Source organism: Pseudoxanthomonas winnipegensis (assembly GCF_004283755.1).
Taxonomy (GTDB): domain Bacteria; phylum Pseudomonadota; class Gammaproteobacteria; order Xanthomonadales; family Xanthomonadaceae; genus Pseudoxanthomonas_A; species Pseudoxanthomonas_A winnipegensis.
Genome location: NZ_SHMH01000006.1, coordinates 358,389 through 379,606, shown reverse-complemented (window position 1 = coordinate 379,606; position 21,218 = coordinate 358,389). Strand labels below are relative to the sequence as shown.

Below are 21,218 nucleotides of genomic sequence, written 5' to 3'. Positions count from 1 at the left end.
CCCGGCGCCGCGGCCGGCGATGCCACAATCGCGGTTCGTCCTCGCCGCGATGACCGCCATGTCCGACCAACCCCGCGTCGCCCTGATCACCGGTGCCGCCAAGCGCATCGGCGCGGCCATCGCCCGCGCCCTGCACGCCGACGGCTACGCGCTGGGTCTGCACTACCGCGCCTCGGCGCCGCAGATGCAGGCGCTGGTCGATGAGCTGGAAGCCGTGCGCCCGGGTAGCACGCTGATGCTGCAGGCCGAGCTGGCCGACACCGAGCGGCTGCCGGCACTGGTCGAAGACACGGTGCGGCGGTTCGGCCGGCTCGACGCCCTGGTCAACAACGCCTCGGCCTACTACGCCACGCCGATCGGCACGGCCACGCCGGCGCAGTGGGACGCGCTGTTCGCCTCCAATGCGCGCGCGCCGTTCTTCCTCTCCCAGGCGGCCGCGCCGCACCTGGCCGCCAGCGGCGGTGCGATCGTGAGCATCGCCGACATCTATGCCCAACGCCCGCTGCCGGAGCACACGCTGTACTGCATGGCCAAGGCCGCGCTGGTGATGATGACCCAGTCGCTGGCGCGCGAACTGGGTCCGCGCGTGCGGGTCAACGCGATCGCGCCGGGCAACATCCTGTGGTCGGAGAACCCGACCAAGGCCGAGACCGAGGCCCTGCTGCGCGAGCGCGTGCCGCTGCAGCGCCAGGGCGCGCCGGAGGACATCGTCTCGGCGGTGCGCTGGCTGCTGGACGGCAACGCCTACATCAACGGCCAGGTGGTGGCGATCGACGGCGGGCGCTCGGTGTTCGTGTAGCGCGAAGCGTGGGAGCAACCGTCCCCCGGACCAAGTCGCCACCTCGTTGTAGAGCGGAGCTTGCTCCGCTGCTCTTCGGCCAGATCATCGGGAAAGCCCCAGCGGAGCAAGCTCCGCTCTACAGGGGGGAACCGCGCAGCTGATCCAGCACGTCCTGCATCAGGTCCAGGAACAGCGCATGGCCCAGCTTGCGGTCGTCGCGTTGTAGAGCGGAGCTTGCTCCGCTGCGCTTCGGCCGGATCATCGCGAAAGCCCCAGCGGAGCGAGCTCCGCTCTACAGGTGGGAGCCGCGCAGCTGATCCAGCACGTCCTGCATCAGGTCCAGGAACAGCGCATGGCCCAACTTGCGGTCGTCGCGCCACAGCACGATGCCGTGGCCGTCGCATTCGCAGGCCAGATCGATGTCGATCACGCAGTCGGCCGCATTCGGCGTGCGGCCCAGCGCGGCCTCGATCTGCTTGAGCCGCGCCGGCAGCGCCTCGCGCGTCAGCGCCGTGGCCAGTACCACGGCCTGGTTGTGGAAATGGCGCGCATCGCCGGCGCTGATGCTGGGCCCGCTGACCCGGCGCGAGGCCGCCTCGATCAGGCCCTCGACCGCCAGCGATTCGATCGCCCGTTCCAGCACCAGCGGCGAGGCCAGGCTGGTGCCGAGCAGCAGCACGTAGCGGTGGGTCTTCATGCGGCGTGGCGCACGATGCGCACGCCCACGCCGCGCGCGGCCGGCACGGCCTGCGGCTTGGTCACGCGCAGGGCGACGGTGCGGATCGGAAACGCGCGCAGCAGCTGCGCGGCGATGGTCTCGGCCAGCGCCTCGACCAGCGCGAAGGCCGAGCCGGTGCAGAGCTGCTCGATGGTCTGCGCCACCACCGCGTAGTCGACCGTGTCGCCCAGCGCATCGCTGCTTCCGGCCGCGCGCGTGTCCATGGTCATCTCCACATCGAACACCAGCGGCTGCGGGCCGTTTCGCTCGAAGTCGTACACGCCGATCAAGGCCTGAGTCCGCAGCCCGTCGATGAAGACCACATCGTCCATCGCGCTCATGCGTCCACGCGCCCGCCGGCCATGCGCGCCAGCCGCAGCTGGAACAGCACCTTGGTCACCAGCAGGCGTTCCTCGATGGGCTTGAGCACCAAGTCGTTGGCGCCGTCGCGCAGCAGCTCGGCCTGGTTGTCGCGGTTGCTGTCGCCGGTCATCACCAGGATGGGCAGGCGCCGCTTGCCGTAGCCGAAATCCACGCGCACACGCTGGACGATGTCCACCCCGCTCAGCTCGCCCTTCAGGGTCACATCGGTCAGCACCACGTCGAAGCGGATATCGGACAGGCCCAGCGACTCGGCGGTCAGCAGGCCGAAGGCATCCTCGGCGCGCAGCACGTGGACCACCTTCAGCCCATGCCGCTCGAGCATGCGCGTGGTGGTCTCGGCCACCACGCGGCTGTCCTCGACGTAGAGCACGGTCGAGCCGGGCACCGGCTCGGGCTGCACGTAGCCGTGGATGAAAGCGGCCAGCGCCTCGTGGCCCAGCGCCTTGTCGAAGTAGTCGGTGACGAATTCGGTGAAGCGGCGCTCCTCCAGATGCTGCTGCGCCTCGCCGGAGACCACGATCACCGGCACATAGGCCTGGCCGGCGGATTCGCGCACCGCGCGCGCCACCTCCAGGCCGCTGCCGCTCTTGAGCGATAGCGCGGTGGTGACCAGGTCGACCGGCCCCTTGGCCAGCGCCTCGCGCGCCTCGGCCAGGGTCGCGCAGCCGACCACCTCGACCTGCGGCAGGTCGCGCTTGAGCACATCGGCGATCAGCTTGCGCACCATCTTGGAGCCGTCCACCACCATGACCCGTGGCGCGTCGCTGATCAGGTGCCGCAAGTCTTGGGGGGCCATAAGCGCGGGGGCGGTCAGGTGTCGGTCGGGCGGGTCTGGCGCAGGTAGTGCCCGGTCACCCACCAGGCCCCCAACCAGCCGATGATCAAGGCCGCCACCAATACCAGACCAGCGCGCGCCGGGTCCAGCCCGTCCAGCGCGAAGCGGCTGCCATAGCTTTGCGCCAGCGCCTCCAGCGGCGCGCGCAGGGCGGCCCCGGCCACCAGCACCAGGCCCAGCGCCAGCACCCCGGCGCCCAGGCCGTACCAGGCGCCCAGATAGATAAAGGGCCGACGGATGAAGCCGTCGCTGGCGCCCAGCAGCTGCAGCACGCCGATCTCCTCGCGCCGCGACTGGATGTCCAGGCGCACGGTGTTGCCCACCACCAGCGCCGCGCCCAGGCCGAACAGCGCCGCCAGCACCCACACCAGGCGCGTGCCGAAGCGCAGCCAGCCGTCCAGGCGCTGGCGCCAGACCGCGTCGTGCTGGACCACGTCGGCCTCGGGCAGCTGCTCCAGCGCCTGGGCCAGCGGCGCGTCGTCGCCGCTGGGGATTACCACCAGCTGCGCCGGCAGCGGGTTCTCGTCCAGCGCATCGATGGCCGCGTCCAGCCCGCTGAGCTTGCGGAAGTCGGCCAGGCCCTGTTCGGGCGTGCGCAGGTCCACGCGGGCCACGTCCGGGCGCGCACGGACCTCGTCGGCCAGCGCGCGGGCGCGCTCGGGCGAGGTGTCACGCTTGAGGAACACGTCCACCTGGCGCGAGGCCTGCACGCTGCCGGCGAAGTGCTGCACGTTGCCCAGCGCCAGCCACAGGCCCAGCGGCAGGGCCAGGGCCACCGCCATCACGCCGATGGTCAGGGCCGTGGACCAGGGCCGGCGCAGCGCGCGGCCCAGGCTGGAGACGAAGCTGTACAGGTGCTGGTCCAGCCAGATGCCCACGCCCGAGCGCGGGCCGTCGACGCGGCGGTTGGGTTCGATCTTCGGGCCCGGTTGGTCGCTCATGCGCGCCCCCCTGCGAAACTTGCGGACATCATGTCGGTCACTCGGCCAGGTCGTCGGGGCTGATGTCGTCCATCAGCCGGCCATGGTCCAGGATCAGCACGCGCTTGCGCATGCGCTTGATCAGCGCCAGGTCGTGGCTGACCACCAGCACCGAGGTGCCGCGCTCGGGCATGGAGGCGAACAGCGACATGATCTCCGCGGCCAGGGTCGGGTCGAGGTTGCCGGTCGGTTCGTCGGCGACCAGCAGGCGCGGCTCGGACACGATCGCCCGGGCGATGCCCACGCGCTGCTGCTCGCCGGCCGAGAGCTGGGTCGGCAGCGCGCGCTCACGGTGGCCCAGGCCCAGGCGGGTCAGCACCTCGCGCACGCGCTTGCCGATGTCGCCGCGGCGGTCGCCGCGCAGGATCAGCGGCAGGGCCACGTTCTCGGCCACGGTGCGGTCGGTGAGCAGGCGATGGTCCTGATGCACCGCGCCGACGTGGCGCCGGTGCAGCGGGATCTGGCGGCCGCGCACCTTGAGCAGGTTGCGCCCGTCGAACACCACCGCGCCGCGGCTGGGCCGCTCGCTCAGGTGCACCAGCCGCAGCAGCGTGCTCTTGCCGGCGCCGGAGTGGCCGGTCACGAACAGCATCTCGCCCTCGCCCACCTCGAAGCTGACATCGGACAAGGCCTCGTGGCCCCCGGGATAGAGCTTGCTGACGTTTTCGAAGCGCAGGACGGTCATGGCGCGATTATGCCCGCGCGACGCGAAGAACGAGTGCGTGACCCGTGGAGCGGGAAGCGGAGCGAGGAACGCGTGGCGGCGAAGCGGCCGCAGCGCCGATGCGTTGGCGCTGCTCCGCCCGCGTCCCTCTACCGTCAGCCGCCGACCAGCGACTTGATCTTGCGGCCCAGGCGGGTCAGGAACGAGTCGTTACCGGCGGACGACGCGGCGGCCGGGGCCGGCTTGGCCTTGGCGACGGGCGCGGCGGCCGACGGCTCGGGCTTGGCGCGCGGCGCGCGCGGGCCAGCGGCGCCGTTGCCGGAGCTGGCCGAGGGCGGCGTCGCGCCTTCGGCGCCTTCGACCGGACGGCCGTGGCGGCGACGACGGCGCTTGCGCGGGCGCTTCTCGCCCTGCGGCGCGTTCGGATCGTGCGGCGCCTCGGCGTCTGCGACGGCGGTCGGCACGGCGCGCGGCGCCTCGGCCACCGGCGTGTCGGCGACCGGCGCGACAGCCGCCTCGCCTGCGACCGGCTCGCTGCGCGGACGGCGCGGCGGACGCGGGCCGCGGCTGCCGGCGCCATCGCGGGCGCCGGGGCGGCCGCCCTCACGCGAACCGCTGCGCCCACCGCCGCCGGAGCCTGAACGCCCGCCACCGCGGCGCGCCTCGTCGGCGGCCTTCTGCTCGCGCGCCTCACGGAAGATCGCGCTGACGCTCTCGGCTTCCTCGCCCTCCTCGCCTGGCGGCAGCGGCGCGCGCTCGGGGCGCGGCAGCGCGGTCAGCAGCTCGGCGGTGACCGGCTCGACCGGGATCTTCTGCTCGATGTAGGCCTCGATGTCCGGCAGGCTCATCGCATAGCGCTCGCAGGCGAAGCTGATCGCATCGCCCTCGGCGCCCAGGCGCGCGGTGCGGCCGATGCGGTGCACGTAGTCCTCGGCGTCGAACGGCAGGTCGTAGTTGTAGACGTGGCTGACGCCATCGATGTGCAGGCCGCGCGCGGCCACGTCGGTGGCGACCAGCAGCTCGAGCTGGCCGGCCTGGAAGCGCTTGAGCAGGGTCTCGCGCTTCTTCTGCGGCACATCGCCTGACAGCACGCCGACGCGGTAGCCGGCGCGCTCCAGCGCCCGGGCCACGCGCTCGACGAAAGCCTTGGTGTTGACGAACACCATGGTGCGCGCGCCCTCGCTGCGCGACAGCAGGCCCAGCAGCAGCGGGATCTTCTCGTCGTCGGCCGGCAGGTACATGCGCTGGCGCACGCGCGCGGCGGTGACCGTCTCGGCCTCGACGACCAGCTTCTCCGGCTCGTTCATGTGCTCGTAGGCCAGCTCCAGCACGCGATGGCTGAGCGTGGCGCTGAACAGCAGCGTCTGGCGCGTGGTGCGCTCGGGCATGCGCCGCAGCAGGAAGCGGATGTCCTTGATGAAGCCCAGGTCGAACATGCGGTCGGCCTCGTCCATCACGCACACCTCGCAGGCATGCAGGGACACGACCTTGTGCTGCTTGACGTAGTCGATCAGGCGGCCCGGGGTGGCGATGATGATGTCCACGCCCTGCTGCAGCAGCTCGCGCTGCTTGTCGTAGTCCACCCCGCCGTAGACCAGCGCGAAGCGCAGGCCCAGCGACGAGCCGAACTTGACCGCGTCCTTGTGGATCTGGATGGCCAGCTCGCGGGTGGGCGCCATGATCAGCGCGCGCGGATCCTCCGGCTTGCGGTCGGCCAGGGCCGGCCGGGTCAGCAGGCGGTTCATCACCGCCACCAGGAAGGCCAGCGTCTTGCCGGTGCCGGTCTGGGCCTGGCCGGCCACGTCGCGCCCGGCCAGCGCCACCGGCAGGGTCAGCGCCTGGATCGGCGTGCAGCGGGAGAAACCGGCCGCTTCCAGCCCGGCCAGCAGGTCCGGATGCAGGGGAAAGGAGTTGAAGGTGACGTCGGTAAGAGGCTTGTCGCTCATGAATTCTCTTTACGCCGGGGCACGGGCCGACGGCGGGATGAAGGGGGCGGAGAAGTCCGCTTGCATCGCCGGCAACCCGGTCGCACACTGGCGCCCTCGATGCCGGGTGGCGCGGCCGCCCCCTAGAGCATGCAGGGCTTGATCGGGCCGCGAAACACCCCATTTTACCGCATCCGGCGGCCATCTTCCGGCCCCGCACCGCGAAACCTCCCACGGAGACCCCCTGATGAGCGACAAGGTGACCCACGTCGGCGACGCCGATTTCGACGCTGCCGTACTGCAGTCCGATGAACCCGTTCTGGTCGATTTCTGGGCCGAATGGTGCGGTCCGTGCAAGATGATCGCCCCGGTCCTGGACGAGCTGGCCAACGCCTACGAGGGCCGCCTGAAGGTGGTCAAGCTCAACGTCGACGACAACCGCGCCACGGCCATCAAGTACCACGTGCGCAACATCCCGCTGCTGCTGCTGTTCAAGGACGGCCAGGTCCAGGCCACCCAGGTCGGCGCCGTCGGCAAGGGTCAGCTGACCCAGATGATCGACAAGGCCATCGGCGCCCAGGCCGCCTGATGCCCCGCCCCGCGGCCTCCCGCGGGGCCTGAATCCGCTGCAAACCGACGCCGGGACGCGCTTGAAGCCGTTCCGGCGCGGTGTTAAGGTCAAGATATCCGGCGCTTGGGGTTCTCGCGCCGCACCCCTTCTGCAACACCACCCACCGTCACTCCAACAGCCGCCCGCGCCCTTTGTGCCGCCGGCAGGCTCGCAACCTCTTAAGCGAGGAATCGCCCTTTGTCCGACAGTAACGAAACCGGCGTCGCCACCGCCGAGAAGCGCGTGCGCAAGCCGCGCGTGAGCAAGACCCCCAAGCCCGACGCCATCGCCCAGCCCGATCTGGCCCTGGACAGCGCACCGCCTGCGCCCAGGCCCGCCCCGGCGCCGGAAGCCAGCGCGCCCGCCCCGGCAGCGCCGCCCGCCGCCCCGGCTGAAGCCAGCGCGCCGCGTAACGAAGGCGGCGGCGACGGCGCCCCGAGCGAGTCCCGGCAGGCCCCGCAGGGCCAGAGTGGTGAGGCCAACGGCAACGGCCAGCACAACAATCCGCAGCGCTTCCAGAACAACAACCAGAACAATCAGAACAACCAGAACGGCCAGCAGCAGGGCCAGGGCAACAACCGGCGCGAGCGCTTCCGCAACCGCCGCGACCGCGAGCGGGGCCGCAACGACCGCTACAACGACGGTCTGCCGCAGGACGCCGCCAGCGAGACCTTCGTGCCCCGTCCGCACCCGCAGGTGCCCGAGGGCTTCCCGCAGTACTCGCTGAGCGATCTGAAGAAGATGCCGGCGCACAAGCTGATCGAGATCGCCGACCAGCTGCAGATCCAGGAAGGCGTGGCCCGCGCCCGCAAGCAGGACGTGATCTTCGCCCTGCTCAAGGTGCTGACCCGCCATGGCGAGGGCGTGGCCGCCGACGGCGTGCTGGAGATCCTGCCCGACGGCTTCGGCTTCCTGCGCGCGGCCGAGGCCAGCTACCTGGCCGGCCCGGACGACACCTACATCTCGCCCAGCCAGATCCGCCGCTTCAATCTGCGCACCGGCGACCATATCTCCGGACGCATCCGCTGGCCCAAGGACGGCGAGCGCTACTTCGCGCTGAACATCGTCGACACCATCAACGGCGAGCCGATCGAGGCCAGCAAGGGCAAGGTGCTGTTCGAGAACCTCACCCCCCTGTTCCCGCGCAAGCGCTTCCACCTGGAGCGCGGCAACGGTTCGTCCGAGGACATCGCCGGCCGCATCCTCGACCTGATGGCCCCGCAGGGCAAGGGCCAGCGCTCGCTGATCGTCTCCCCGCCCAAGGCGGGCAAGACGATGATGATGCAGCAGATCGCCACGGCCATCACCACCAACCATCCCGACGTGCACCTGATCGTGCTGCTGATCGACGAGCGTCCGGAAGAAGTGACCGAAATGCAGCGCACCGTGCGCGGCGAGGTCATCAGCTCGACCTTCGACGAGCCCGCCGCCCGCCACGTGCAGGTCGCCGAGATGGTGATCGAGCGCGCCAAGCGCCTGGTCGAGCACAAGAAGGACGTGGTGATCCTGCTCGACTCGATCACCCGCCTGGCCCGCGCCTACAACAACGTGGTGCCGTCCTCGGGCAAGGTGCTTACCGGCGGCGTGGACGCCAACGCCCTGCACCGCCCCAAGCGCTTCTTCGGCGCGGCGCGCAACGTGGAGGAAGGCGGCAGCCTGACCATCATCGCCACCGCCCTGGTCGACACCGGCAGCGCGATGGACAAGGTGATCTACGAAGAGTTCAAGGGCACGGGCAACTCGGAAATCCACCTGGATCGCCGCATCACCGAGAAGCGCGTCTACCCGGCCATCGCGGTCAACCTCTCCGGCACCCGCCGCGAGGACCTGCTGATCGAACCGGAGTTGCTGCAGAAGATCTGGATCCTGCGCAAGCTGCTGCACCCGATGGACGAAATCGCCGCGATGGAGTTCATGCTGGACAAGATGAAGAACACCAAGTCCAACGACGAGTTCTTCAGCTCGATGAAGCGCTGAACCGCGCTTCTCGCAGCACAGCGAAAAGCCCCGCATTGCGGGGCTTTTTTTTCTCGCTGATGCGCGGGAACGACTCCAGACTGCGGAGTCGGTAAAGCTGGCTTCGGTGAGCAGCCTCGACCCGGCCGGGCGCGGCTCCGCGAGCGTGCAGATCAGGACTTCTTTCAACGAAGCCATCGAGCGAGCGCTCTGGCCCCTCCCTTTCGCCGCAGGCGGAGAGGAGGGCCGGGGTGGGGTGCCGTTGCTTCGGCGGCTTGTCCGGTAAAGCCCCGACCCCTCCCCATCCCTCCCCTGCGCTGCGCGCAAGGGAGGGGGCCTCAAGTCGATGACTTCCCGTTACTGGTCGCGTTGTGCGCGCGGACAGGTTCGACGCCCCTGCAGACCGAAGCCTCGTGACATGACGTGCGAGGCAGCGGGCTGGCGGGCGGTGTCCGCGACTAGCGAGGCAGGACGCTGAGCGCCCGAGTCAGGGCAGGATGCCCTGATCGAGGGATAAGCGGACACCGCCCGCCGGACCGCTGCCCTTCCGAAGGCGCACCGCCCGAATGCAAAGTGACTCAGGATTGCGAGAAAACCTGCTCTTCATGCTCCGAGCGAAAGTCCATGGGTTCCCGCGTTCGCGGGAACGACGATGGCGTGTAAGTCAGGGCAGATGACCCGACCGGAGGAAAGCGGACACCGCCCGCCAGAGCGGTGCCCACACGACGCAGTGACGCGCCCGCGCTAGCCCTGGCCGAGATCGGTGCGCAGGCGGATCGCGCCTTCGCCGACGGGGGCGAGCGTGCCGGACTGGGCGGCATCGACGTCCTGGGCACGGGCCAGCTCGGGGCGCAGCCACGGCGCCGGCATGTGCGGACCGGGGATGTAGGGCTCCCAGGTGCCGTAGCCGGGACGCTGGCGCGCGAGCGAATAGTCGATCGGCACGCGCGAGGTCCAGCCGCCCTCGGGATGCTTGGGATCGTTGGCGGACGGCGTGAACTGCCAGGCCCGCGTGGCGGCGATGGCCGACTGCTCCAGCACCTTGCGCCAGCGCGCCATCTCGCGCCCGTTGGCCAGCACGCGCAGATTGGTCTGCTCGGCGAACGCCTGCTGTACCTTGCCGTCCGCGCCGACCTTGATCAGCAGAAAGACCGTGCCCGACACGTTGGACGCCGCGGCCACCGCCGGATAGGCCGGCGGCGGCATCTTCTGCTGCTTGAGCCAGGTCGCATCGACCTCCTCGTCCTGGTCGCCGGTGAAGGAGGCGCTGCGGATGCTCAGCACGTAGTTGCCGTCCTCACGCTTGTACGCGACCAGGCGGATGCGCATGCGCGAGCGCACCTCCGCCGGCTTGCCCGCGACCAGGATCGGCTCGAACTCCCAGCTCGGCACCGCACGGTCGATCAGCTGCGTCACGTCGCCCGACAGCTTGTCCGGCCGATCAATCTGGAACGCCTTGACCTTGCCGTCGCTGGCGATGCGGATGTCGCCGGTCACGACGAGGCTGGATTCCAGCGTCTGCCTGACTTCGCCACGGGTCTGCGCGAACGCGGCATTCCCCACGGTCGCAAGCAGCGCACTGCACAAGAAGGCCGCGAGTCTGACGGCGATGCGCATGGTCGATCCCTGTCCACGATGAGGTGCCGAGCTTGCCGCCCCGGCGCAGCGGCGGCAAGTGCCATCCGGCCCGCCGGCGCCATGACAGTGCAGCCCACGCGCGCGGCCGGTCCGACGCGCGCGGCGGCGCATAATGGAAGGGGCGCAAAGGGAGTTTCGATGAACGACGGCGGTCTGCAACTTGCGCTGGTGTTCCTGCTGGCCGGCGTGGTGGCCGTGCCGGTGTTCAAGCGCCTCGGGCTGGGCGCGGTACTGGCCTATCTGGTCGCAGGCGCGCTGCTGGGCCCGCATGGCTTCGGCTTCGTGCGCGATGCCGAGCGCATCCTCAACGCCTCGGAAGTCGGCGTGGTCATGCTGCTGTTCGTGATCGGCCTGGAGCTCTCGCCCTCGCGGCTGAAGGTGATGCGCAAGCCGGTGTTCGGCACCGGCGGGCTGCAGGTGCTGCTGACCACGCTGGTGCTCGGCGCGCTGTGTCTGTGCCTGGGCCTGAGCTGGAAGAAGGCGCTGGTGATCGGCATGGGCCTGGCGCTATCCTCCACCGCAGTCAGCTTGCAGCTGCTGGCCGAACGCAAGGCCCTGGCCACCGACTACGGCCGCACCGGCTTTGCGGTGCTGCTGTTCCAGGACCTGGCCGCGATCCCGCTGCTGGTGGCGATCCCGCTGCTGGGCGGGGCCAAGAACCAGACCCTGAGCTGGGCCACCGGCCTGGAGGCGATCGGCGCGATCGTGCTGGTGGCGCTGTTCGGCCGGCTGGCGCTGCGGCATCTGTTCCGCATCGTGGCGCGCACCCGGATGCCCGAGGTGTTCACCGCCAGCGCGCTGCTGGTGGTGCTGGGCACCGCCTGGCTGATGCAGCTGGCCGGGCTGAGCGCCGGCCTGGGCGCGTTCCTGGCCGGCGTGCTGCTGTCCGACTCCGAGTTCCGCCACGAGCTGGAATCGCAGATCGAGCCGTTCAAGAGCCTGCTGCTGGGCCTGTTCTTCATCGCCGTGGGCATGTCCATCGACATCGACCGCGTCCGCGCAGAGCCGCAGATCATCGCCGCCGGCGTGCTGACCCTGCTGCTGGTCAAGGCCGGGGTGCTGCTGGCGCTGGGCCGCTGGCAGGTGCGCCTGAGCTGGCGCGCGGCGCTGAAGCTGGGCGCGGTGCTGTGGCTGGGCGGCGAGTTCGCCTTCGTGGTGTTCAACCAGGCCGCGCAGGCGGACCTGCTGAGCGGGCAGCAGCGCGACCGGCTGGTGGCGATGGTCGGCCTGTCGATGGCCGCCACACCGCTGCTGCTGATCGCGGCCAGCCGCTGGCTGGACCACGCGCCGGCCGCGCCCAAGCGCGCCTTCGAGGAGGTCGAGGACCTGCAGCCGCGCGTGCTGATCGCCGGCATGGGCCGCTTCGGCCAGATCGTCGCGCGCCTGCTCACCGCCCAGCGCGTGTCCTTCGTCGCGCTCGAACACAGCGCCGAGCAGGTGGACACCCTGCGCCGCTTCGGCAATGCACGGCTGTTCTACGGCGATCCCACCCGGCCCGACCTGCTGCGCGCGGCCGGCGCGCAGCACTGCAAGGTGTTCGTGGTGGCCATGGACGATCCGGACACCAACATCCGCTGCACACGCCTGATCCGGCGCATGTATCCGGCCGCCACGGTGCTCAGCCGGGCGCGCAACCGCCAGCACGCCTGGCGGCTGATGGACCTGAGCGCCGAGCCCTTCCGCGAGACCTTCGGCTCCAGCCTGGAGATGGGCGAGCGCGTGCTGACCGCACTGGGCGTGGACGAGGAGGAAGCCGCGCGGCAGGCGCAGCGCTTCCGCGCGCACGACGAGAAGCTGCTGCGCGAGCAGTATCTGGTCTACGACGACGACGCGGCGCTGATCCAGACCGCGCGCGACGCGCGCCGCGACCTGGAAAAGCTGGTCGCCGCCGACACGGCGCCGCCAGCGACAGCGGACGCCCAGACAGCTACGACGACGGAAAAACCGGCGGCCAGCGACTGAGGCCGCGCCGGCGCTCAGCCTAGGCGCGCGCCGTTGGGCACCGGGCGCTCCAGCGTGGTGATCACCACGCCCTCCTCGGTGTAGGCGCCGGTCAGCAGGAACTGCGACCGGAACGGGCCGATCTGTTTCTCGGGAAAGTTCAGCACCGCCACGATCTGTCTGCCGACCAGGTCCTCGGGCGCATACAGGCTGACGATCTGCGCGCTGGTCTTGCGCTGACCGTAGGGGCCGAAGTCGGCCCAGACCTTGTAGGCCGGCCGGCGCGCCTCGGGAAAGGGCTCGACTTTCAGGATGGTGCCGGCCACCAGCAGCACCTTCTCGAAATCGGCCCAGGTGATGGGGGCGGCATCGGCGGCGGGCGCGTCTGACATCGGCGAGGATCCAGAGCAGGACGAAGCGGTGCGCCGCCTTCAGCGCGGGTCGCGCAGGAAGCGCGCGATCGGCGCGCCGGCGCCAGGCACCACGGTCGGCGCCAGTTCGCCGGCCACATCGACGAAGCCGCGCATGATCGCGATATCGCGCGGGATGCGGTTCAGCGCATCGCGCTGGGCCGGATCGGCCCCGGCGCGCAGCAGGCGCTGGACCACGCGCAGCAGGCCGTGCAGCGCGGCCAGGTGCAGCGGGCCGAAGCCGCGCGGATCGCGTACGTCGAGCGCGACGTTCTCGTCGAGCAGGCGCTCCAGGCCGGCCAGGATCACGTCCTCGTCGCAGGCGGTGCCCGGCTCGGCGCGCGCGCCCAGCAACAGCAGCAGCGGGGTGACCGTGCCGCCGTCGGGCCCGTCGGGCTGCGCGCCGGCCAGCAGCAAGGTGTCCAGCAGCGCCAGCAGGCGCGGCCGGTCGCGGGCGATGAAGCCGAACAGCCCCGCGCAGTGGAGCGCGGTCAGGCCCTGCGCATCGACCGCGTGCACGTCGGCCCCGGCGGTGAGCAGGCGCGCGGCGACGTCGGGCAGGCCCAGCGCGGCGGCCAGCATCAGCACGCTGACCTCGCCGGGCAGGCGATATTCGATGCTGGCGCCGGTATCGAGCAGGGCGCCGACGATCGCGGTCTGGCGCATGCTCACCGCCGCCGACAGCGGCGTGGCGCCGGTGCGCGCGGGGCGCTGCGGATCGGCGCCGCGCGCCAGCAGCAGGTCGACCACCGCGCCGTGGCCGCCGCCGGCCGCGCGCAGCAGCGCGCTGCAGCCCTGCGCATCCTGCGCGTCCACGTCGAAGCCCAGGTCCAGCAGGCGGCGCACCGCGTCGGCGTCGCCGGCCTTGGCCGCGGCCGGCAGGTCGGCCGGCTGCAGCGCGCGGCGTGGCAGCGGCCACACGCGCCAGTCCAGCCAGTCGGCCAGGTCGCGGCGGCCGGCCGACAGGGCCACGCCCAGCGGGGTCTGGCCGTCGGCGGCGCGCGCGTCGGGCGAGGCGCCGGCCGCGATCAGGCGCCGGACCATCGCCACATTGCCCAGCGCGGTCGCCAGGTGCAGGGCCGACATGCCGCGCGCGTCGCGGGCCTCGCGGTCCACGCCGAGGGCGAGCAAGGCCTCGACCAGCGCCGGCCAGTCCAGCCGCACGGCCAGGGGCAGCGCGCGGTCGCCGCCGGGCGCGGGGGCGAAGGGATCGGCGCCGCGGGCCAGCAGCTCCAGCGCCAGTGCGGCCACCTCCGGCCGGGTGCGCGCATCGGAGGCCAGGCAGGCGGCCAGGAAGCGCGCCAGCCCGGCGCTGCCGGCGGGCGAGAGGCCGGCGTCGAGCAGGACCCGGATCACCGGCAGCGCCGCCGGCCCGCGCGCCATCGCCGCCAGCAGCGGCAGGTCGCCGCGCACGTCGGGCTGTTCGCCCGAGGCGCCGTGGCGCAGCAGCCAGGCCACCGCGTCGGCCTGCGCCTGCAGGGCCGGGGCATGCAGCAGGCTGCCCAGTTCCTGCGGCGAGCACAGCCGCACCAGCGCGTCCAGGCCGCGCCGTTCGCCACGCTCCAGCGCCTCGCGCAGCAGGCCCAGCGGCGCCTGGTCCGGCGGCGGGGCGTGGGTGTCGGCCGCCGAGACGGCGGTCGGCAACGGGTAGTCGGGATCGAGCTGGGAGACCAGGGCCCAGCGCCCGGCCGCGGCGGCCAGGTCGGCGGCGCGGTGGCCGGCCAGGTCGCGCCGTTCGGGGTCCACGCCCAGCTCCAGCAGGCGCTTGACCACCGCGGGCACGACCTGCTCGGCGGTGCTGGCCAGCAGCAGCGCGTTGCGGCCGCGGGCATCGACCGCCGCCAGGTCGGCGCCGGCGCCGGCCAGGGTGTCCAGCGCGGCGACCCGGCCGCTGCGCGCGGCCTCCAGCCACGGCGTGGCGCCGGCCTCGTCGCGCGCATCGACGCTGGCGCCGGCCGCGAGCAGCGCGGCCAGGATCTCGGCATGGCCGGCCAGGGCGGCCTCGTGCAGGGCGCTGCGGCCGTGCGCGCCGCGCGCGTCGACCTTGGCCTTGTGCTTGAGCAGCAGCTGCACGCCGGCCGCGTCGTCTTCCTCGGTGGCGGCGGCGGCCAGCAGCACCGGCTGCCCGCCGGCGGGTTCGGGGCGGGCGCCGCGTTCGAGCAGGAACTTGGCCAGGCGCCAGTTACCGGCGACGCAGGCGATGCCCAGCGGGGTGATGCCGTCGTGGTTCAGGGCGTCCAGCTCGGCGGCGGCGTCGCGCAGCAGCGCGGCCACGCCGGGGTCGGAACTGCGCGCGGCGTGGTGCAGGGCGGTGTTGCCTTCGCGGTCGGCCTGGCGCGGGTCGGCGCCGTTGGTCAGCAGCGTGGTGACCGCGTCGGGGCGGCCGTGCCAGCTGTCGCGGGTCGCCGCCAGCAGCGGGGTCATGCCGGCATGGGCCTGGTTGAGGTCGATGCCCTTGGCGATCAGGGTGCGCAGCAGGCGCAGGTCGGGCAGCACCGCGGCCAGCACGGCCAGGCTGCGCTGGTCGCGCGCGTCCGGCGGCGGCAGGGCGCGCGGGTTGGCGCCGGCCTCGATCAGCTCCAGCGCGCGCTCGACACGGCCGCTGCGCGCGGCCTCGTACAGCGCCGCCTCCTGGGCCGGACCCGCCGCGGCGGGTGCCGGCGTGGCGCGCGGCGCGGCGGCCGGTGCCGGGGCGGCCGTGGGGCGCGCGGCAGGCGCAGGCGCCGGGGCGAAGGACGGCGGCGTCTTCTGCGCCGGCCGGGCGGCCGGCTTGGCCGGCATGTCCAGCACCGGCAGGCCGCCGGCGCGGGTGGCGCGCTGCAGGCCGGCGTGCAGCAGCGGCAGGGCCAGCGCGTAGACGATCGCGCCGGCCGCGCGCAGGGTGCTGGGCCACAGCGCCGGCCAGGCCAGGCTCAGCCCGCCGCCGATGGCCAGCGCCACGGCCGCGGCCACGCCCAGCCCGCGCCAGTCGCCGACGTCGCGGTCGGCCATCGCCCGCCACTGGCGCGACAGCGCGCCGCCCTCGCGTTCGACCGCCAGCCACAGCGGCCAGGCCCGCCACACGCCGATCAGGCAGACGCCGACCACCGCACTCAGGCCCAGCGCGGCGCCCAGCGAGCCGCCGCTGCGCAGCGCCTGCAGCGGCCAGGCCAGCAGCGCGGCGGCGAGGGCGAAACCCGCGCCCCACACCACCAGCAGCGGCAGCAGATCGCGCCTGAGGAAATCGCGCCGCGCCGGCGCGCGGGTGCGCGCCTGCCAGGACACCGCCAGGGCCAGCGCCGGCTGGGCCAGCAGCGCGCCCACCGCGGCAATCGGTCCGCCGAAGAAGGTCAGTGCGGCCAGGGCAAGGCCGGCGAGCAGCGCCACCAGCGCCGCACGGATCGGCGGACGGACAGGATCAGGCATCGGGCATCGGATCCTGGATCGCCGCCAACGGCGGGAACTGCAGGTGGAAGCCCTGGCTGGCCAGGTTCTGCCGCACCACCGCGATGTCCTCGCGCGCCAGCTTGCGCTCGGGGGTCAGGGTCACTTCCAGCACGAAGGCCAGCTCGCCCAGCTGGGCGCGCACCGGCGCGGGCAGACGGGCGAAGTCGTCGCGCGCTGCCAGGTACAGGTACGTGTCGGCCTTGCGCAGGCTCTTGTAGACGAACGCATGCATCCGGTTGCGCGCGAATCCGATTGATCAGGAAAGTCGTAACGATTGTGCGGCAAAGCCCGCAGTGGCGAAACCCGAACCTGAAACGCCACCTGCGCGTGCACACGGTCACGCCGAGGCCGCTGGCTATACTCGAACGCCATCGACTGACACAAAGCTCTGGATGCCGTCCCCGTCCCGCATGAGGCCCCTGGCGATCACGGCCTATACCGCCACCACCGCCCTGGGCCATGGCCGCCAGGCGCAGGCGCAAGGCCTGGAAGCGCGCCGCAGCGGCCTGCGGCGCAACGACTTCGGTCCGACGCCGCGCCTGGACTGCTGGATCGGCCGCGTCGACGGCGTCGAGGACGTCGTGCTGCCGCCTGAGCTGGCGCAGTGGGACTGCCGCAACAACCGCCTGGCCTGGCTGGCCCTGGGCCAGGACGGCGTGCTCGACGCGGTGCAGGCCGCAGCAGGCCGCTATGGCGCGGCGCGCGTGGCGGTGGTGATCGGCACCTCGACCTCCAGCATCGGCGCCAGCGAGGAGGCCTATACGCGCCTGGAGCAGGATGCCGAAGGCGAGCGCTTCCCCGACGGCCTGGCGCGCCCGATCGTGCACACGCCGCACTCGCTGGGCGACTTCGTCCAGCACGCCACCGGCCTGGCCGGGCCCTGCGTGACCGTGGCCACGGCGTGTTCGTCCAGCGCCAAGGTCTTCGCCCAGGCCGCGCGGCTGATCCAGGCCGGGCTGGCCGATGCGGCGCTGGTGGGCGGCGTGGACACGCTGTGCGGCAGCGTGCTGTACGGCTTCAACGCCCTGCAGCTGGTGTCGAAGAATCCGTGCATGCCTTTCGATGCCCACCGCGACGGGCTGTCGCTGGGCGAGGCCGGCGGCTTCGCCCTGATCGAACGCGCGGACCAGGCGCAGGCCGGCCTGCAGCTGCGCGGCTACGGCGAATCCAGCGATGCCCACCACATGTCCGCCCCGCATCCGGAAGGCCTGGGCGCGCAGCTGGCGATGGCCGACGCGCTGGCCCGCGCCGGCATCGAGCCCGGGCAGCTGGACTATCTGAACCTGCATGGCACCTCCACGCCGGCCAACGACACGGTCGAGGCGATCGCGGTGGCCAAGCTGTTCCCCGATGGGCTGCACGCGGCCTCGACCAAGGCCTGGACCGGGCACACGCTGGGCGCGGCGGGCATCGTCGAGTCGGTGTTCGCGCTGATCGCGCTGGACACCGGCTATCTCCCCGGCACCCTTAACGCCCACACGCCCGATCCGGCGTGCGGTCCCCAGATCCGTTTCGCGCCCGAGCGGCGCCCGGTGCAGTACGCCATGAACAACTCCTTCGGCTTCGGCGGCAACAACTGCGCGCTGGTCTTTGGCCGCGCATGAGCGCCCCGGTCCTGAATGCCCGCGTGGCCGGCATCGGCTTCTGGTGCCGCGGCCTGGCGTCCTGGGACGCCGCCCAGGCCTATGCCCGCGGCGGCGCGCTGCCGCCCGACGCGCCGGCCAAGCCGGCCCCGCAGCTGCTCGCGCCCAACGAACGCCGCCGCGCCCCGGAGACGGTGGCCGTGGCCCTGGAAGTGGCGCTGGCCGCGTGCCAGGCCGCCGGCCGCGACCCGTCCGCCCTGCCCTCGGTGTTCACCTCGACCCACGGCGATCTGGCGATCACCGACTACATGTGCCGCCAGCTTGCCAGCGACCCGACCGGCATCTCGCCGATCCGCTTCCACAACTCGGTGCACAACGCCGCGGCCGGCTACTGGACCATCGGCGCCGGCACGCATGCACCGGCCACCGCGATCAGCGCCTTCCACGGCAGCTTCGCCCAGGGCCTGCTCGAAGCGCTGACCCAGCTGGCCACCGGCACGCCGGAGGTGCTGCTGGTGGGCTACGACAGCCAGTCGGTGGGGCCGCTGGGGCGCATCTCGCACAGCCAGGGGCTGCTGGGCGCCGCATTGGTGCTCAGTGCGCAGGGCGAAGGCCTCGCCCTGCGCGCCGCGCTGGGCACCGGCGGCGCCGACCGCGCGCCGGCCGGCCCGCTGGAAACCCTCGCCGCCGGCAACGCGATGGCGCCGATGCTGCCGCTGTTCGACGCCCTGGCGCAGGGCGCCGCGCACTGCCACCTCGACGCCGGCCACGGCGCGGTGCTGCAGGTGGAGATCGCCCGATGAGCGCGCTGACCATGGACGATGTGGCGGTGGTGATCCCCGCGCTCAACGAGCGGCTGCGCATCCGCGAAGTGGTCGAGGACGCGCTGGCGGTGTGCCCGCGGGTGATCGTGGTCGACGACGGCTCCGACGATGGCACCAGCGACTGCCTGGACGGCCTGCCGGTGACGCTGATCCGCCATCCGCGGCGCCTGGGCAAGGGCGCGGCGCTGCGCAGCGGCTTCGCCGAAGCCGCGCGCCAGGGCGCGCAGGGCGTGCTGACCATGGACGGCGACGGCCAGCACCGGGCCAGCGACTTCCCGCGCATGCTCGAGGCGGCCAACGCCTACCCCGGCTGGGTGGTCAACGGCGCACGCCTGCGCAAGCGCGCCAGCCAGCCGATCATCCGCCGCATCGGCAACGACTTCGGCGACTGGGGCATCGCCTGGGGCTGCGGCTTCCGCCTGGTCGACACGCAGAGCGGCCAGCGCTTCTATCCGCGCAGCGTGTTCACGCTGGACGGGGTGGAAGGCGAAGGCTTCGTGTTCGAGGCGCAGATGCTGATCAGTGCCGCGCGCCGTGCCGGTGCGCGCGTGGTGTCGGTGCCGATCGAGACGCGCTACGCCGGCACCGAGCCGGGCACCTTCCGCAAGAGCCATTTCCGCCTGGTGCGCGACCTGTGCAGGATCACCACGCACGTGGTCGGCCAGGTGCTGCGCCATGGCCGGCTGCTGTCGGTCTATCGCGGCATCCGCGCCACCCGCCCGGTCATCCACGACCCACACGGCGAGTTTGCTAGGGTGCCGGCTCCCTCCCCGGCGGCGGACGCCTGAAGATGAATGCGCGGACCGATGTGGCCATCCTCGGCGGCGGCCTGGCCGGACTGACCCTGGCCCTGCAGCTCAAGGCGCGCGATCCGGCCCTGGCGATCAGCGTGATCGAGCGCCGCGCCCATCCGGTGCGCGAAGGCGCGTTCAAGGTGGGCGAGTCGACCGTGGAGATCGGCGCGCACTATTTCAGCGACGTGCTCGGCCTGCGCGCGCATCTGGATGCCGAGCATCTGCGCAAGTTCGGTTTCCGCTTCTTCTTCTCCGAGGGCCAGTGGCGGATCGACCAGTGCACCGAACTGGGCGTGAGCCAGCTGCTGCCCACCCCGTCCTGGCAGATCGACCGCGGCCGCTTCGAGAACTTCCTCGGCGAGCGCGCGCGTGCGCTGGGCGTGAACTTTATCGATGGCGCGAGCGTGCGCGGCGTGGACCTGGCCTCCGGTGAGGCCGATCACGGCGTGCGCTTCGAACGCGACGGCGCGGCGGCCACGCTGGACGCGCGCTGGGTGGTCGATGCCAGCGGCCGCGCCGGCCTGCTCAAGCGCAAGCTCGGCCTGGCCCAGCCCAATGCGCACTATGCCAATGCGGTGTGGTGGCGCGTGGAAGGCTTCATCGATCCCAACGACTGGTCCGACGATCCGGCCTGGCTGGCGCGCTGCACGCCGCCGGACCGCTGGCGCTCGACCAACCACATGTGCGGACCGGGCTATTGGTTCTGGCTGATCCCGCTGTCCTGCGGCGCGCATTCGCTGGGCATCGTCTGCGATGCCGACGCGCATCCGCTGGAGACGATGAACACCCACGCCAAGGCGATGGACTGGCTGCGCACGCACCAGCCGCGCGTGGCCGCCGCGCTGGAGCAACCCGAGCATGCGCTGATGGACTTCATGTTCCTGCGCGACTTCTCCTACGGCTGCAAGCAGGTGTTCTCCGGCGACCGCTGGGCGCTGACCGGCGAGGCCGGCGTGTTCCTGGACCCGTTCTATTCGCCGGGCAGCGACTTCATCGCCATCGCCAACGGCTACATCACCGACCTGGTCGCGCGCGATCGCGCCGGGGAAGGGATCGCACCGTACGCGGGCATCTACAACCAGCTCTACAGCGGCTTCTACGAGAACACCCTGACCCTCTACCAGGGCCAGTACCCGCTGTTCGGCGATGCGCAGGTGATGCCGGTCAAGGTGATCTGGGACTACACCTACTATTGGTCGCTGCTGGCGCCGCTGTACTTCGCCGGACGCCTGACCGATGTGCCGCTGCTGGGGCGGCTGCGGCCGCTGTTCCAGCGCGGGCGCGCGCTCAATCTGGCCGTGCAGGCCTTGCTGGCCGAATGGGGCCGGCGCAACGCGCCCCACCCGGCTCCGCTGACCGACGGTCGCCTGCTGGACCAGTACGCGATCGACTGGTTCTTCGAACTCAATCGCGCCTTGAACGACACGCTCGACCCCGACGCCCTCACCGCACGCCTGGCATCCAACGTCGCGCGCATGGAATGGCTGGCCGGCGAGATCCTGGCCCGCGCCAATGCGGCGCATGTGGACCTCGACAACCATGGCCTGGCGGCCTTGCTGGCCGGCACCGCGCCGCCCATCGCGTCGCTGGAGCCCGCCTGGTACGCAGAGGCGGCATAACCCCCGCTGTGGGTTGTGGGTGTGCTGGGTGGAAGAGCGGAACTTGCTCCGCTAGGCCTTGCCGACGATCCGGTCGGAACGCAGCGGAGCAAGCTCCGCTCTACAAGGGGCCGCGGCGTGACCTGAGAGA

Annotated in this window: 19 protein-coding genes; 8 read left to right on the top strand and 11 right to left on the bottom strand. The window is 72.0% G+C overall.

What is annotated here, in order from left to right:
• Positions 1-49: 49 nt before the first annotated feature.
• A complete protein-coding gene (locus EAT51_RS13890; RefSeq protein ID WP_425477750.1) occupies positions 50-799 on the top strand; it encodes a pteridine reductase in 750 nt (249 codons plus the stop codon).
• A gap of 118 nt (positions 800-917) precedes the next feature.
• Here EAT51_RS13890 and EAT51_RS20810 read toward each other — a convergent pair whose 3' ends face one another.
• The 7 genes from EAT51_RS20810 to rhlB all read right to left on the bottom strand — a co-directional run bounded on the left by EAT51_RS20810 (position 918) and on the right by rhlB (position 6,308).
• Positions 918-1,043 carry a hypothetical protein gene (locus EAT51_RS20810; RefSeq protein WP_265937034.1) on the bottom strand — a complete coding sequence of 42 codons (126 nt, stop codon included), beginning with the start codon at positions 1,041-1,043 and terminating at the stop codon, positions 918-920.
• Positions 1,044-1,073: 30 nt separating this feature from the next.
• Positions 1,074-1,478: a 2-amino-4-hydroxy-6-hydroxymethyldihydropteridine diphosphokinase gene (locus EAT51_RS13885; RefSeq protein WP_130521685.1), complete on the bottom strand. Its 405-nt coding sequence runs from the start codon at positions 1,476-1,478 to the stop codon at positions 1,074-1,076.
• Positions 1,475-1,840 carry a dihydroneopterin aldolase gene (gene folB, locus EAT51_RS13880; protein WP_205953645.1) on the bottom strand — a complete coding sequence of 122 codons (366 nt, stop codon included), beginning with the start codon at positions 1,838-1,840 and terminating at the stop codon, positions 1,475-1,477. Before folB ends, EAT51_RS13885 begins: the two co-directional genes overlap by 4 nt.
• Positions 1,837-2,679 carry a response regulator gene (locus EAT51_RS13875; RefSeq protein ID WP_130521684.1) on the bottom strand — a complete coding sequence of 281 codons (843 nt, stop codon included), beginning with the start codon at positions 2,677-2,679 and terminating at the stop codon, positions 1,837-1,839. Before EAT51_RS13875 ends, folB begins: the two co-directional genes overlap by 4 nt.
• A 14-nt stretch (positions 2,680-2,693) precedes the next feature.
• Positions 2,694-3,659 carry a permease-like cell division protein FtsX gene (gene ftsX / locus EAT51_RS13870; protein WP_130521683.1) on the bottom strand — a complete coding sequence of 322 codons (966 nt, stop codon included), beginning with the start codon at positions 3,657-3,659 and terminating at the stop codon, positions 2,694-2,696.
• A gap of 37 nt (positions 3,660-3,696) precedes the next feature.
• A complete protein-coding gene (ftsE, locus tag EAT51_RS13865) occupies positions 3,697-4,383 on the bottom strand; it encodes a cell division ATP-binding protein FtsE (protein WP_130521682.1) in 687 nt (228 codons plus the stop codon).
• A gap of 134 nt (positions 4,384-4,517) precedes the next feature.
• The gene (rhlB, locus tag EAT51_RS13860) at positions 4,518-6,308 is read right to left on the bottom strand and encodes an ATP-dependent RNA helicase RhlB (RefSeq protein WP_130561747.1); all 1,791 of its coding nucleotides are present in this window, start codon (positions 6,306-6,308) and stop codon (positions 4,518-4,520) included.
• A gap of 226 nt (positions 6,309-6,534) precedes the next feature.
• On the opposite strand from rhlB, the gene trxA reads away from it, so the two are divergent.
• Both trxA and rho read left to right on the top strand, forming a co-directional pair.
• On the top strand, positions 6,535-6,876 hold the full coding sequence (trxA, locus tag EAT51_RS13855; RefSeq protein ID WP_130521680.1) for a thioredoxin TrxA: 342 nt from the start codon (positions 6,535-6,537) through the stop codon (positions 6,874-6,876).
• Between the two features lie 219 nt (positions 6,877-7,095).
• Positions 7,096-8,874, top strand: a complete 1,779-nt coding sequence (rho, locus tag EAT51_RS13850; protein WP_130521679.1) for a transcription termination factor Rho — start codon at positions 7,096-7,098, stop codon at positions 8,872-8,874.
• A 723-nt stretch (positions 8,875-9,597) separates the two neighbouring features.
• Here the strand turns inward: rho and EAT51_RS13845 are convergent.
• Positions 9,598-10,470: an energy transducer TonB family protein gene (locus tag EAT51_RS13845; RefSeq protein WP_130521678.1), complete on the bottom strand. Its 873-nt coding sequence runs from the start codon at positions 10,468-10,470 to the stop codon at positions 9,598-9,600.
• Positions 10,471-10,629: 159 nt separating this feature from the next.
• On the opposite strand from EAT51_RS13845, the gene EAT51_RS13840 reads away from it, so the two are divergent.
• Positions 10,630-12,453, top strand: a complete 1,824-nt coding sequence (locus EAT51_RS13840) for a monovalent cation:proton antiporter-2 (CPA2) family protein (protein ID WP_130521677.1) — start codon at positions 10,630-10,632, stop codon at positions 12,451-12,453.
• A gap of 14 nt (positions 12,454-12,467) precedes the next feature.
• Here EAT51_RS13840 and EAT51_RS13835 read toward each other — a convergent pair whose 3' ends face one another.
• Genes EAT51_RS13835 through EAT51_RS13825 form a run of 3 tightly spaced genes read right to left on the bottom strand, consistent with a single transcriptional unit; the run spans position 12,468 to position 16,500 of the window.
• Complete coding sequence (locus tag EAT51_RS13835; RefSeq protein ID WP_130521676.1) at positions 12,468-12,824, bottom strand: tRNA-binding protein; 357 nt, start codon at positions 12,822-12,824, stop codon at positions 12,468-12,470.
• 39 nt (positions 12,825-12,863) lie between these two features.
• A complete protein-coding gene (locus tag EAT51_RS13830) occupies positions 12,864-16,247 on the bottom strand; it encodes an ankyrin repeat domain-containing protein (protein ID WP_130521675.1) in 3,384 nt (1,127 codons plus the stop codon).
• Positions 16,240-16,500, bottom strand: coding sequence for a YcgL domain-containing protein (locus EAT51_RS13825; protein WP_130521674.1), 261 nt, complete (start codon positions 16,498-16,500; stop codon positions 16,240-16,242). Before EAT51_RS13825 ends, EAT51_RS13830 begins: the two co-directional genes overlap by 8 nt.
• Positions 16,501-16,678: 178 nt before the next feature.
• Here EAT51_RS13825 and EAT51_RS13820 point away from each other — a divergent pair, with 178 nt between their 5' ends.
• From EAT51_RS13820 to EAT51_RS13805, 4 genes are read left to right on the top strand one after another with little or no spacing between them, the layout of a single operon-like run.
• Positions 16,679-17,872, top strand: a complete 1,194-nt coding sequence (locus EAT51_RS13820; protein ID WP_130521736.1) for a beta-ketoacyl-[acyl-carrier-protein] synthase family protein — start codon at positions 16,679-16,681, stop codon at positions 17,870-17,872.
• Positions 17,869-18,654, top strand: a complete 786-nt coding sequence (locus EAT51_RS13815) for a beta-ketoacyl synthase chain length factor (RefSeq protein WP_130561746.1) — start codon at positions 17,869-17,871, stop codon at positions 18,652-18,654. Before EAT51_RS13820 ends, EAT51_RS13815 begins: the two co-directional genes overlap by 4 nt.
• Positions 18,651-19,463 (top strand): glycosyltransferase family 2 protein, encoded by an 813-nt coding sequence (locus EAT51_RS13810; protein ID WP_130521672.1) that lies wholly within the window; start codon positions 18,651-18,653, stop codon positions 19,461-19,463. Before EAT51_RS13815 ends, EAT51_RS13810 begins: the two co-directional genes overlap by 4 nt.
• Before the next feature lie 2 nt (positions 19,464-19,465).
• Entirely contained in the window at positions 19,466-21,088 is a 1,623-nt protein-coding gene (locus EAT51_RS13805; RefSeq protein WP_130521671.1) for an NAD(P)/FAD-dependent oxidoreductase, read from the top strand.
• Positions 21,089-21,218: the final 130 nt, after the last annotated feature.

Bases quoted from the DNA above. Each gene is read 5' to 3' on its own strand.
- EAT51_RS13840 (WP_130521677.1), top strand. From the start codon at position 10,630: ATGAACGACGGCGGTCTGCAACTTGCGCTGGTGTTCCTGCTGGCCGGC.
- EAT51_RS13875 (WP_130521684.1), bottom strand. From the start codon at position 2,679: ATGGCCCCCCAAGACTTGCGGCACCTGATCAGCGACGCGCCACGGGTC.
- EAT51_RS13820 (WP_130521736.1), top strand. From the start codon at position 16,679: ATGAGGCCCCTGGCGATCACGGCCTATACCGCCACCACCGCCCTGGGC.
- trxA (WP_130521680.1), top strand. From the start codon at position 6,535: ATGAGCGACAAGGTGACCCACGTCGGCGACGCCGATTTCGACGCTGCC.
- EAT51_RS13815 (WP_130561746.1), top strand. From the start codon at position 17,869: ATGAGCGCCCCGGTCCTGAATGCCCGCGTGGCCGGCATCGGCTTCTGG.
- rhlB (WP_130561747.1), bottom strand. From the start codon at position 6,308: ATGAGCGACAAGCCTCTTACCGACGTCACCTTCAACTCCTTTCCCCTG.
- EAT51_RS13835 (WP_130521676.1), bottom strand. From the start codon at position 12,824: ATGTCAGACGCGCCCGCCGCCGATGCCGCCCCCATCACCTGGGCCGAT.
- folB (WP_205953645.1), bottom strand. From the start codon at position 1,840: ATGAGCGCGATGGACGATGTGGTCTTCATCGACGGGCTGCGGACTCAG.
- ftsX (WP_130521683.1), bottom strand. From the start codon at position 3,659: ATGAGCGACCAACCGGGCCCGAAGATCGAACCCAACCGCCGCGTCGAC.
- EAT51_RS13830 (WP_130521675.1), bottom strand. From the start codon at position 16,247: ATGCCTGATCCTGTCCGTCCGCCGATCCGTGCGGCGCTGGTGGCGCTG.
- EAT51_RS20810 (WP_265937034.1), bottom strand. From the start codon at position 1,043: ATGATCCGGCCGAAGCGCAGCGGAGCAAGCTCCGCTCTACAACGCGAC.
- EAT51_RS13810 (WP_130521672.1), top strand. From the start codon at position 18,651: ATGAGCGCGCTGACCATGGACGATGTGGCGGTGGTGATCCCCGCGCTC.
- EAT51_RS13845 (WP_130521678.1), bottom strand. From the start codon at position 10,470: ATGCGCATCGCCGTCAGACTCGCGGCCTTCTTGTGCAGTGCGCTGCTT.
- ftsE (WP_130521682.1), bottom strand. From the start codon at position 4,383: ATGACCGTCCTGCGCTTCGAAAACGTCAGCAAGCTCTATCCCGGGGGC.
- EAT51_RS13885 (WP_130521685.1), bottom strand. From the start codon at position 1,478: ATGAAGACCCACCGCTACGTGCTGCTGCTCGGCACCAGCCTGGCCTCG.
- EAT51_RS13805 (WP_130521671.1), top strand. From the start codon at position 19,466: ATGAATGCGCGGACCGATGTGGCCATCCTCGGCGGCGGCCTGGCCGGA.
- EAT51_RS13825 (WP_130521674.1), bottom strand. From the start codon at position 16,500: ATGCATGCGTTCGTCTACAAGAGCCTGCGCAAGGCCGACACGTACCTG.
- EAT51_RS13890 (WP_425477750.1), top strand. From the start codon at position 50: ATGACCGCCATGTCCGACCAACCCCGCGTCGCCCTGATCACCGGTGCC.